Origin of the sequence: Daejeonella oryzae DSM 19973, assembly GCF_000422945.1 — a bacterium.
In the GTDB taxonomy this organism is placed as follows: domain Bacteria; phylum Bacteroidota; class Bacteroidia; order Sphingobacteriales; family Sphingobacteriaceae; genus Daejeonella; species Daejeonella oryzae.
In genome coordinates, this window is sequence record NZ_AUHA01000002.1 from 1,014,514 (window position 1) to 1,026,514 (window position 12,001).

Annotated in this window: 10 protein-coding genes; 7 read left to right on the forward strand and 3 right to left on the reverse strand. The window is 36.9% G+C overall.

Going from position 1 to position 12,001, the window contains the following annotated elements; translation table 11 throughout:
- Window positions 1-22: 22 nt before the first annotated feature.
- On the reverse strand, window positions 23-1,105 hold the full coding sequence (locus G521_RS0104850) for a hypothetical protein (RefSeq protein ID WP_245580829.1): 1,083 nt from the start codon (window positions 1,103-1,105) through the stop codon (window positions 23-25).
- Between the two features lie 134 nt (window positions 1,106-1,239).
- Between G521_RS0104850 and G521_RS0104855 the strand changes: the two genes are divergently transcribed.
- Entirely contained in the window at window positions 1,240-2,259 is a 1,020-nt protein-coding gene (locus G521_RS0104855; protein WP_026897530.1) for a dipeptide epimerase, read from the forward strand.
- Between the two features lie 78 nt (window positions 2,260-2,337).
- Window positions 2,338-4,914, forward strand: a complete 2,577-nt coding sequence (locus tag G521_RS0104860) for a M14 metallopeptidase family protein (RefSeq protein ID WP_026897531.1) — start codon at window positions 2,338-2,340, stop codon at window positions 4,912-4,914.
- A 21-nt stretch (window positions 4,915-4,935) separates the two neighbouring features.
- Here the strand turns inward: G521_RS0104860 and G521_RS16515 are convergent, their stop codons facing one another.
- Window positions 4,936-5,514: an ATP-binding protein gene (locus G521_RS16515; protein ID WP_245580830.1), complete on the reverse strand. Its 579-nt coding sequence runs from the start codon at window positions 5,512-5,514 to the stop codon at window positions 4,936-4,938.
- 172 nt (window positions 5,515-5,686) lie between these two features.
- On the opposite strand from G521_RS16515, the gene G521_RS0104870 reads away from it, so the two are divergent.
- Window positions 5,687-8,056 (forward strand): S9 family peptidase, encoded by a 2,370-nt coding sequence (locus G521_RS0104870; protein ID WP_026897532.1) that lies wholly within the window; start codon window positions 5,687-5,689, stop codon window positions 8,054-8,056.
- A 67-nt stretch (window positions 8,057-8,123) separates the two neighbouring features.
- Here the strand turns inward: G521_RS0104870 and G521_RS0104875 are convergent, their stop codons facing one another.
- Entirely contained in the window at window positions 8,124-8,438 is a 315-nt protein-coding gene (locus tag G521_RS0104875; protein ID WP_026897533.1) for a hypothetical protein, read from the reverse strand.
- Between the two features lie 334 nt (window positions 8,439-8,772).
- On the opposite strand from G521_RS0104875, the gene G521_RS0104880 reads away from it, so the two are divergent.
- From G521_RS0104880 to G521_RS0104895, 4 genes are all read left to right on the forward strand, one after another.
- Window positions 8,773-10,005, forward strand: a complete 1,233-nt coding sequence (locus tag G521_RS0104880; RefSeq protein WP_026897534.1) for a cysteine desulfurase-like protein — start codon at window positions 8,773-8,775, stop codon at window positions 10,003-10,005.
- Between the two features lie 42 nt (window positions 10,006-10,047).
- Window positions 10,048-10,521 carry a nuclear transport factor 2 family protein gene (locus G521_RS0104885; protein ID WP_026897535.1) on the forward strand — a complete coding sequence of 158 codons (474 nt, stop codon included), beginning with the start codon at window positions 10,048-10,050 and terminating at the stop codon, window positions 10,519-10,521.
- Window positions 10,522-10,740: 219 nt separating this feature from the next.
- Window positions 10,741-11,286: a peroxiredoxin gene (locus G521_RS0104890; protein ID WP_185095041.1), complete on the forward strand. Its 546-nt coding sequence runs from the start codon at window positions 10,741-10,743 to the stop codon at window positions 11,284-11,286.
- A 77-nt stretch (window positions 11,287-11,363) separates the two neighbouring features.
- Complete coding sequence (locus G521_RS0104895) at window positions 11,364-11,948, forward strand: carboxymuconolactone decarboxylase family protein (RefSeq protein WP_026897537.1); 585 nt, start codon at window positions 11,364-11,366, stop codon at window positions 11,946-11,948.
- Window positions 11,949-12,001: the final 53 nt, after the last annotated feature.

Here is a 12,001-nt window from a genome sequence, read left to right on the forward strand (position 1 = left end):
AACTATTTGCAATTAAAATTGTTTAAAACCGACTGTAAAACTGCCTGATATTATCGGTTAAACGGGCATAAATGGGTTTCGTAAATTCAATAAACAAATCTTGTGGTGCAGGCGGTCTCTGCTCTCTTCCAGACATTAAGCGCTTTTGATCTTCATTAAGCGCTCTTTTATCTCCTTTATAGGTTGCCCATTGGTCCTGCCAAATATATGTTCCGGGAATATTCTCTTCTTTTATAATGTTTTTACTTTTCCAGTCAGAAATTCTGAAACTTAGCAAACCGGCAGAAGTAACAGTTTTTTCAAATACGCTTACTTCAGCTTTTACAGGTCCGTAAACATCTTTTCCATTCTGAGTTCCAATTTTTACGCTGTCGCGATTGACTACTTCTACCCGTTCTTTAACATAGGTTTGACCTACCACAAAATCCCGGAAATTTAACGACAAAACCTGGTGCGGAATCAGTTTTTCGCTTCGAGCTTCTTTGGGAGTATAGAATTTAATAAAACTGCGATCCTCATAATTTTCTAAATATTCGTAAATTTTATTTTGAAAATAATCATTACTGAACTTATAGATTCCGCTGTTTACCTGAACCGGCTCTACCACAACTTTTAAAACTGCGGCCCAATAAGCATCCTCCATTTTTATCCTCGAATCTTTAAAATCGGGATACAAATCAGTTGCACGTTCGAAATCATAATACGCCTGTTTGGCACTAACGCGATTATTTTCTTCCAGTAATTTTAGCCCGCGGGCATATCTTATCTCAGCAGCTTTATATTTTGCTTCATTAATTTCAGAAATATATTTTGTACTGTTTATTTCCTGACGGCACACCATACAGCCTTTTATTTTTTCATTCAAATAATTTAGCTGCTCATATTCTCTGAGAATATTTTCCCATCTTAAAATATCGGAAGAAATTTTAGCATCTTTTATATTATCTAAATGATCTTCCACAGCAAATTGATAGGCCTGCTCTAAGGTTTTTAAAGCAGTCCGGTTGACTTTATCTTTCTGTAAACGGGCAACAGCCTTAAATACGGCCTGGTCATATTCACCTTTTTTTAATAAACGTTCACCGGTACTGCAAGAGCTTATCAATAATATAATTGAACATATAACTGATAAATAAAGGGCCGAAGGTTTCATAAGTAGCAATTTAAAAATGTATTTCTGAAATGATTGCTGATATTTTTGTTATTTAGTACGCCTGCTTATTATGCAGACGATCATTTATGAAGATAGGTTACAGTCCCTTTGAATTAGAGTTAAAACATCCGTTTACAATCGCCCGTTTTTCGAGAACTTCTACCCCAATTATGCTCCTTAAAATTGAGCATGAAGGCTTTATTGGCTATGGAGAGGCTTCCATGGTTCCTTATATGGGAGAAAATTTGAGTTCAGCTTCAGATTTTTTGGCTAAGGTAGATCTCAGCTGGTTAAGCTATCCCTTTAATTTTGATGAAATTATTTCTTACCTGGACGATATAGCTCCCGGAAATCCCAATATAAAAGCAGCTGTGGATATTGCTTTGCATGATCTGAAAGGAAAGCTGGAAGATACCCCCTGCTATAAGTTTTTTAATGCTGATCCTGAAAAAATGCCTCTGACTTCTTTTACAATTGGCATTGATACTCCCGAAAAAGTCATCGAAAAATTACAGGATGCCGGAGGTTGCCATATTATAAAAGTTAAGTTAGGGCGTGATAATGACCGGCAGCTTATACAGACTATCCGCTCGGTAACCGATAAACCTCTTTTTATTGATGCCAACCAGGGCTGGACAGACCGGAATGAAGGATTGGAAATGGTTCATTTTCTGGCAGAAAATGGCACATTATTAATCGAACAACCCATGCCGCGTGAAGCAATAGATTCTAACGCCTGGATTACAGAAAACAGCCCGATTGCCATTATTGGAGATGAGGCCGTTCAGCGGTTTGCTGATGTGGAAAAGGCAAAAAGTGTTTATCATGGAATCAATATTAAGCTGATGAAAAGCGCCGGTATGCACGAGGGTTACCGGATGATTAAAAAAGCCCGAGAATTGGATTTAAAAGTAATGATTGGCTCTATGAGTGAAACCAGTTGTGCTATCTTAGGAGCTGCGGCTCTGGCCCCATTATGCGACTGGTGCGATCTGGATGGTCCGTTCCTGACAATAAACAATCCGTTCAGGCAACCAGATTTTGCAGATGGGAAATGGGTGTTAAATGAAAATCCAGGATTGGGCTTGGGATTGAAAGCGGAATAACTGCTGGGCATTTGATTAGGAATTGCCTCGCCTTTAAATTTTACAGAAAATATTATCTTGCAGTTCATCTCTTGAAATATGAATAAATCCTACTTTTCTATTTTCATTTTATTACTTATTGGAAATATATCATTTGCTCAGCAGCCATTATCTTACTACCTGCCGCAGAATGTTACTTATGATCAGAAAGTACCCAGCCCGCAACAATTTTTAGGTTTTCAGATCGGCGAACAGCACGTAAGCCATGATCAGATCGTAGCTTATATGAAAGAGCTTGACCGAACTTCAGATCGGGTTACTTTACAGGAATATGCCCGAACCTATGAGAACAGGCCCTGCCTGTTATTAACCATCAGCTCGACAGAAAATCAGAAAAACATAGATGAAATCCGTAAGCAGCACTTAAAGTTAAGCGAACCTTCTCAATCGGCTTCGGTCAATTTGGAGAATATGCCTGCTGTGGTTTGGATGGGTTACAGCGTACATGGAAATGAGCCCAGCGGTGCGAATGCAAACATGATGGTATCTTATTTTCTGGCTGCCGCACAGGGAGCAGAAGTAGACCAAATGCTTAAAAACACAGTAATTCTTATTGACCCGGCAATCAATCCGGATGGCATTCAGCGTTTCTCGTCATGGGTGAATGCCAATAAAAGCAACACGCTGGTAAGTGATAATAATTCGAGAGAGTTTTCTGAACCCTGGCCAAATGGGCGTACCAACCACTATTGGTTTGATCTTAACCGCGACTGGCTACCATTACAACATAATGAATCAAAGGGAAGATTGCAGAAATTTCATGAGTGGAAACCATTGATTCTTACAGATCATCATGAGCAGGGAACCAATGCTACTTTCTTCTTTCAGCCCGGAATACCTTCCAGGACAAACCCTTTAACTCCCCAGATAAACCAGGATCTGACCGCAAAAATGGGAAAATATCATGCGGAAGCTCTGGATAAAATAGGTTCTTTATATTTTACAAAAGAAGCCTATGATGATTTTTATTACGGAAAAGGATCTACGTACCCGGATATAAACGGATCTATAGGAATTCTGTTCGAACAAGCCAGCTCACGCGGCCATGCACAGGAAAGTGTAAACGGAGTGTTAACTTTTCCTTTTACCATCCGAAATCAGGTTGTCACCTCTTTTTCGACACTTAAAGCTGCCCAGGTAATGCGGCTTGAGCTTTTAAATAACCAGCGCAACTTTTATAAGAATGCATTAAATCTGGCGAAAGCTGATCCGGTTAAAGGTTATGTTTTTGGCGATGGTTTTAACAAAGCTACCAGCTGGCATTTGCTGGATATATTACGTCGTCATCAGATTGAGGTATATAAACTGGCGGCAAATAGTTCACAGGGCGGAAAGAATTTCCAAAAAGACAATTCATTTGTGGTTCCTTTAAACCAATCGCAATACACAACAATAAAAGCCATTTTTACTAAGCAGACTAAATTTCGCGATAGCTTATTTTATGACATTTCTGCCTGGACTTTTCCTTTAGCATTTAATCTGCCTTACTCAGAACTAAGCTCAGTAAGCGGCTTAACCGGTTCAAAAGTAGAGGATTTCAGCTTCCCGAAAGGAAGAATTTATGGAGGTAAAAGTCAGTATGCTTATTTATTTGAATGGAATGAATTTTATGCACCAAAAGCTCTAAATGAACTTTTAAAAGCAGGCATTCGTGCAAAAGTTTCTCAACGAAATTTCAGCATGAAACTCGAAGGAGAAATCAGGAATTTTGATTACGGAACTATTTTAATTCAGGCAAATGAACAAACATTAAATGCAGATGAACTTTACAACAAATTAGCGAAGCTGGCCGAAGAAAATGCTATTGATGTATATGCTGCCGGTACTGGCGTAACGGAAGGAATAAATCTGGGGAGCAGTAATTTTAAGCTGGTAGAACAACCTAAAATTGCGCTTCTAACCGGCCAGGGAGTAAATAATAATGATGCCGGTGAAGTTTGGCATTTACTGGATCAGCGCTTTAACATGCCACCAACCTTACTGGAACAAAGCCGGTTAAGCCGAATGAACCTCGATAAATATACAGTGATGATCATGGCCGAAGGTTCTTATTCGGGTTTAACTGAATCCGGTAAAGAAGAAATAAAACGCTGGTTGCGCAATGGCGGAGTTTTAATAGCTATTGGAAACGCCAATCGCTGGACGAATGCTGCAGGCCTGAGCAACATCAGATATAAAGAGCAAAAAAATATCGATTCTGCGGCATTTAGAAATTACGATACGCAGCAGGAAATTATGGGAGCGCAATTCATTCCGGGTGCAATTTTTCAAACCCGTTTAGATCGGACGCATCCATTAGCATACGGAATTAAAGGAACAAGTATTCCTGTTTTCAGGGAAGGAACCGGGATGTTTGACAAGCCTAAAAATCCGTTTGTAACCCCGCTCGCATATACGGATAAGCCATTGCTGGCCGGATATATTTCAAAAGAAAATGAAAAGTTACTCAAAGGATCCGCATCAATCATATGCAGCAATTTCGGCAGCGGTCAGGTGATTTCCTTTTCGGATAATCCAAATTTCAGAGCATTCTGGTTCGGAACAAGCAAATTGTTTATGAATGCCATATTTTTTGGAAATACGTTAAGAAGCACATCATTTGATGGCGAAGAGTAGTTTTCGATAAAAAATGTCGGATTATTCCGGCAGTTTTTTAAAATAGACTGATCTTATGCGCCTGATAAAAGCAGAATCTATATTTTCTTTTTTGTTGCTTGATAGAATTACCAATCCGGGAAAGTGTTCTATTTTTTGTAAAAGATACGCCACTTCCAGGTTGGCGTATTTATCATGCGAATCCTTTACGTCCGTTCTTTTACCAAATAAGGCATCTGCTTCGTCGAAGAATAGAATCCAGTTTTTATCCGCTGCTTTTGCAAACAGCGTTTCCAGGTTTTTTTCTGTTTCGCCAATATATTTGCTGATTATTTGCGATAAATCTACCCGCTGAATTTGTTTCCCCGTCTGGCTTGCGAGTAATGTGGCTGCTTTGTTTTTAGATGAAGTGTTCTTACCATAAAGCAGCAAGGTGTTGGCAGGTTTAGTATTAATTTTAGTTTTCCCGATGAATTTCCCCGGGTTGACAATAAACTTCTCTGCAGATGCAAGGCTTTTTCTGGAACTTATGCTTACAGGCAGATCATTCCATTTCGAATCTGTTGCAGGCTCATTTAATTGATCAGATGATTTTGCTTTTCTTTTAATACGATCTTTCATCATACTAGTATTTAATTCATACTATTCTTAGATACGGCTAAATAGATTCTGCTTTATTAAAAATACAAAAGAAGAATTTGAATTCCTATGTGTTCAGATTAACAGTTTTAATACAAGGATTTTTAAAATATATTACCAAATTTAAATTTTGATAAAACAGCCAGATTCTATAATGAGAAAAATCTATTTATTATTCCTTTTTACAACTTCGGTTTACCAGTTAAATGCACAGCAGATTGCTCCATTAACTGTTGAAAAAATTATGCGAGATCCAAAATGGATGGGCGTTTCTCCTAGCAATATTCAGTGGGATGTAAACAGCCGGGATGTTTATTTTAACTGGAATCCTGAATCTGCTGAACGCGATGCTACATTCATGATAAACATCGCAAATAAAAATCCTGTTAAGGTTTCTGATCAAACCAGAAACAGATTAAACCGCCGGCAGGTAATTTATAGTTCAGACAGAAGTAAGATTCTGTTCGAACGGAATGGAGATCTGCTTATCCAAAATTTAAAAGACGGGAAAGAAAAAATTCTGACCCAAACTGTGGAACGTGAAAGTAATCCGGCTTTCAGTGCAGATGGCAATAAGGTATTTTTTCAGCGTGGTGATAATTTATTTAGCATTGATACCAAAGGTGGTGAATTAGTGCAGCTGACCAACTTCAGCCGGAGTCGCAAAAGGCCCGAAAGTAAATTAAGTGTTCAGGATGAATGGTTAAAGCAAGATCAGCTTAGAGATTTTGAAATCATAAAGAAAGAAGAAAAAGAAAAAAAGCTGGATGCCGATGAACGTAAACTATTTGAATCTAAACGCCCCAAAGAGGTATATCTGGATGAGCGTAGTTTCATCAATAATATCCGGATTAGTCCGGATGAAAATTTTATTACCTGGAGAATTGGCAAGCAACCAGAATTTTCAAAAACAACCATAGTTCCTAATTATGTAACAGGATCTGGATATACTGAGGATATACAAACCCGTAGTAAAGTTGGCAATCCGCTAACAACTTATCAAAATTATATTTACGACCAGAAAAGAGACTCCGTTTACAGCATTGAAACAGGTTCTATACCTGGTATAAAAGATCTTCCGGATTACGTAAAAGATTACCCGAAACAACTTGAAGAACGCACTAAAAAGAATGAGAACAGAGAAGTGGCTATAACCGGTCCTTTCTGGAATGCAGATGGCCGTCAGGCTGTAGTTGTGGTTGTTTCTTTGGATAATAAAGATCGCTGGATTATGAAGCTGGATCAATTATCGGGCAAATTAACACTTTTAGACCGTCAACGGGATGAAGCCTGGATTGGCGGCCCCGGAATTGGCGGCGCTTTTGGTGGTGGCAATGTTGGATTTACGGATGCAAACACATTCTATTTTCAGAGTGAAGCTTCGGGCTATTCACACATTTATCTGGTAAATGTATTAAGCGGAACCAAGAAACAGCTTACAAGCGGAAAGTATGAAATCCAGTCACTGAATTTGTCAAGAGATAAGCGGACTTTCTATTTTACGGCGAATATGCAGCATCCGGGAATTACCCATTATTATAAAATGCCGGTTTCAGGCGGAACCCCTTTGCAGCTTACCGGGATGAAAGGTGGCAATGAAGTTTCCCTATCTCCTGATGAAAAGTGGCTTGCAATACGACACTCAACATCAAATAAACCCTGGGAATTATACATTCAGGAAAATAAAGCCGGGGCAAAAGCAACAAAAATCACCAGTTCAACAAGCAAAGAATTTGATTCATATTCCTGGCGAGAGCCGGAAATGATCAATTTCAAAAATAGATTTGGAGATGATGTACACGCCCGTTTATATCGCCCTTCAAATGCCGATGCGAATAAACCGGCTGTTGTTTTTGTGCATGGAGCAGGTTACCTTCAGAATGTTCATTACTGGTGGAGTCAGTATTTCAGGGAATATATGTTTCATAATTTTCTGGCAGATAATGGTTACACGGTTTTAGATATTGATTATACAGGGAGCTCCGGCTATGGCCGTGATCATCGCACCGGGATTTACCGCCACATGGGTGGTAAAGATTTGACCGATCAGGTAGATGGTGTGAAATTACTGGTTGATAAATACAATGTTAATCCGAAAAATGTTGGGCTTTATGGAGGCTCTTATGGCGGATTTATTACACTAATGGCCATGTTTACAACTCCTGATGTTTTTGCGGCCGGAGCAGGATTACGCTCGGTTACAGACTGGGCACATTATAATCATGGATATACTTCAAATATTTTGAATGAACCTTTTAATGATGAAATAGCCTACAAGAAAAGCTCGCCTATTTATTTTGCCGACGGACTAAAAGGTAATTTGCTGATGGCTCATGGTATGGTAGATGAGAATGTTCACTTTCAGGATATTGTAAGACTTTCGCAGCGACTAATTGAATTGAAAAAGGATAACTGGGAACTTGCGGTTTATCCTGTAGAAGATCATGGGTTTGTGGAGCCTTCCAGCTGGACTGATGAATATAAACGGATATTTAAACTTTTTGAAGAAAGTCTTAAAAAATAAAAATTTGATGTTACTATAAAAAAAGCGAAGTGTTCCCACTTCGCTTTTTTTATATAAATCTGAAAAATTACTGATTTAAAGTTATTGTACCCAGATCAGTTGTTTTACCTTCTTCTACCAATACATTTTCTACTTTCTGATCCTTAAATGGTTCTTTAGCGTCAATTTGTATAGAATATGTACCAGGCTTTACCTCAAGGGCCACCAAGCTGTCTGCTACTTGTGCTTTGATTGTATCTGTTCCCGAAATAGCATAAACTGACTCTACAGAACCTGAAGGTGTTACTGTTCCTTTAATAGTTCCGCCTTCAAAAGCGGTAAAAGAAAATAATCCGATAGATACTGCTGTTAATGCTAAAATACTCCTGCTCACGTTTTTCATTTGTCTAATTTTAAAGTTACTGTTGAATTTATTTGAGTAAAAATTTACATAGACGATTTGTTGATTTCTGCCATGATAACGCCCACTTTGTTAAATGTATTGTAATTGTTACATATATTTTTAAGCTAAGTTAGCGTGTATTTTTAGAAATTTTATTTGTAAAACACTTAAATTCAGTAGCATATAAAGTGCACCTGAATTCGATTATGATATATTAAAAATCAATTATTGAATGGCCTACCTGCTAATTCTGCCCTGATTTCAAAGTCAATACTTTAAACAAATCACTTTTATTTTATAAATATTCTATACCTTTTCAACACAAACAAGAAGTATGGATTTAGAATTTGTAAGAAAGCAATTTCCCGCTCTGGATAAGGAATTTGTGTTTATGGATAATGCCGGTGGGTCGCAGGTTTTAAGCAGAGTTGCGAATAAAATAACTGATTACCTGATCAATAGTAATGTTCAATTGGGCGCTTCTTATAAAGTTTCTGTAGAAGCAGGCGAAAAACTGATAAATGCCACAGACATGGTGGCAGATTACATTAATGCGTCTGATAGCCGTGAAGTTGTAATCGGTCCTTCTTCCACTATGTTATTTCGTATTTTGAGTATAAGCCTTTCCCATCAATGGAAAGAAGGAGATGAAGTTATAGTAAGCAATTCTGATCATGAAGCTAATGTTTCATGCTGGACAGATTTAGAAGATAAAGGGATTGTAATTAAAATCTGGAAGATCAATCCGCAAACCTTTGAGTTTGAAATTGAAGATCTGAAAGCTTTATTTTCAGATAGAACAAACCTTGTTGCTATGGTTCATACTTCCAATGTATTGGGAACGATAAATCCGATAGAGGAAATTTGCAGCATTGTACATAAAGCAGGTGCATTGTTTTGTGTAGACGGAGTTGCGTATGCACCTCATCGTTTAGTTGATGTTCAAAAATGGAATGTAGATTTTTATGTTTTCAGCTGGTATAAAGTTTATGGTCCGCATTTGGCAGTTATGTTTGGCAAGTTGCATTTGCTGCAAAACATGAAAGGAATTAATCATTATTTTATTAAAGATGATGATGTGCCCTATAAATTTCAACCGGGAAATTACAACTTCGAATTAACGTACAGCTTAACAGGTATTACTGATTATTTAAATGCTTTTTATGAGCATCACTATCCGGATTACCCGCTTAAAAATAATCGTGAAAAGTATCAGAAATGTTTTGAGTTGATTTCAATTCACGAAGAAAAATTATCCGCGGTTTTATTGTCTTATTTAAACACAAATTCTAAAATTCGTGTAATTGGTAAAACTGATGCTGACTATAAAAAACGTGTTCCCACCATCTCATTTGTTCATCAGGACTTGAAAAGTTCTGATATAGTATTGCAAGTGGATAAATTTAATATTGGAATTCGGTTTGGTGATTTTTATGCCAAGAAATTAATCGGTGATCTGGACCTAAACGATAAAGATGGAGTTGTGCGTGTAAGTTTGGCTCATTACAATTCGCTTGATGAAGTGAATGATTTGATAAAAGCACTAAAATCAATTCTTGTGGATTGATTTTTTTGTTAAGCAAGGTAAGTATAGTTTAAGCAATTATATATGAACCCAAATGCGCAATTGATCAGATCATTTTATTCGGCATTTCAAAATGGAGATTATATAAGCATGCAGAATTGCTATTCAAATGATGCTGTTTTTAATGATGAAGTATTTAAAAATTTAAATTCTGCCGAAGTAAAATGCATGTGGGAAATGCTTTTAAAGAGGAGCAAAGATTTGCAGCTGGAATTTAAAAATATAAAGGCTGATAACTTTAAAGGAAGTGCAGAGTGGATTGCTACATATACTTTTTCTGCTTCTCAAAGGAAAGTTGTAAATCATATTTATGCAGATTTTCAGTTCGAAAACGGGAAAATAATTAATCACAGAGATAAATTTGATTTTTATAATTGGGCAAGGCAAGCTTTAGGTTTAAAGGGTTTTTTATTTGGACGGACTTCTTTTCTAAGAAATAAAGTTGAGAAAACTGCCGCTAAAAATCTGAAAGATTTCATGAACAGGAAAAGTTCATGAACCTGATTAATATTGTGTTAAAATGTGAGTTTGAATATTAAGCTACTTGTTTTGATTTTTTTTTTGCCTGATAAGCCATTTAAATATTATTTAACATTATATAGTTTTTTACTATAACATCATCAATAAATAGTATGAGATATTTTAACAAGCTCGTTTTTTTGCGAGTTTTATAAACTTACCTTTGCTGCATATTATAAAAATTAATAAATATCGAATATGATAACTATAGGACAGAAATTTCCGGCATTTGAAAAAAAAGCAGTAGTAAGTATTGAAAAAGGAAAAGAATTTGAAACCATTACATCAGAATATTTAACAAATGATGATAACGTTTGGACCGTAATGTTTTGGTGGCCAAAAGATTTTACGTTTGTTTGCCCAACAGAAATCTCTGAATTTAATAAAGCATTTTCTGATTTCACGGACCGCGATGCACGTTTGATTGGAGCTTCTACAGATTCAGAAAATGTTCATTTGGCATGGAGAAATAATCATGATGATCTTCGCAATCTAAAATTCCCGATGCTTGCTGATACTTCAAAATCCTTAGCCGAAGATTTGGGAATATTAGAACCAACAGAGAAAATTGCTTACCGTGCTACTTTCATTATTGACCCGACAGGTATTGTTCGTTGGGTTTGTGTTAATGATTTAAGCGTTGGACGTAACGTTAAAGAAATTATTCGTGTACTGGATGGTTTACAAACAGACGAGTTATGTCCTTGTAACTGGGAAAAAGGTCAGGAAACTTTAACAGTATAAATTAACCGATTTTAAAACTCCTCAATTTTCCGATTAATCGGTTTTTGAGGAGTTTTTTTAATTAAAAAATTATAAACATGTCCGAAAGCACCGAAGTTATCAGGGAAATATTAAATACTATTCATGCAGATCCTGAACACCGCACGCCGGCACTTTTGCTTTTAGAGCAGGGTGAATCACGATATTTGCGTGATCTAAAATTGAATTTCAGCAGTATTTTAAATTCAGAATACCTTTCTCAAAAGGAAATTGGTCTGCTGGCTTTAAGTATTGCAGTTAATGAAAGAAATGATTTAATGATCAGCTTCTTTAAAAAGTTTGCTGCCGAACATGAATCCAGTCAGGAAGAAATTGCAGAGGCTGCAGCATGCGCTTCATTATTGGCTTCCAATAATGTTTTCTATCGTTTCAGACACTTTACACAGAAGGAAAAGTACAGCCAGATTCCGGCACGAATCCGAATGCAAATTATGATGAAGCCGGTAACAGGTAAAGAGTTTTTTGAATTGATGAGCCTGGCTATTTCTGCTGTTAATGGTTGCGAAATGTGCGTAAATGCTCATGAAGATTCACTTATAAAAATGGGAGCCACCGAAGAGCGCATTTTTGATGCCGTAAGGATAGCCTCGTTAATAACCTCAACAGGTAAAATTATTTTTTAAGGCGCTGTTAATTAAGTTTTTCTCAAAAATTTCTTGTGTTGAAAACTATTTTG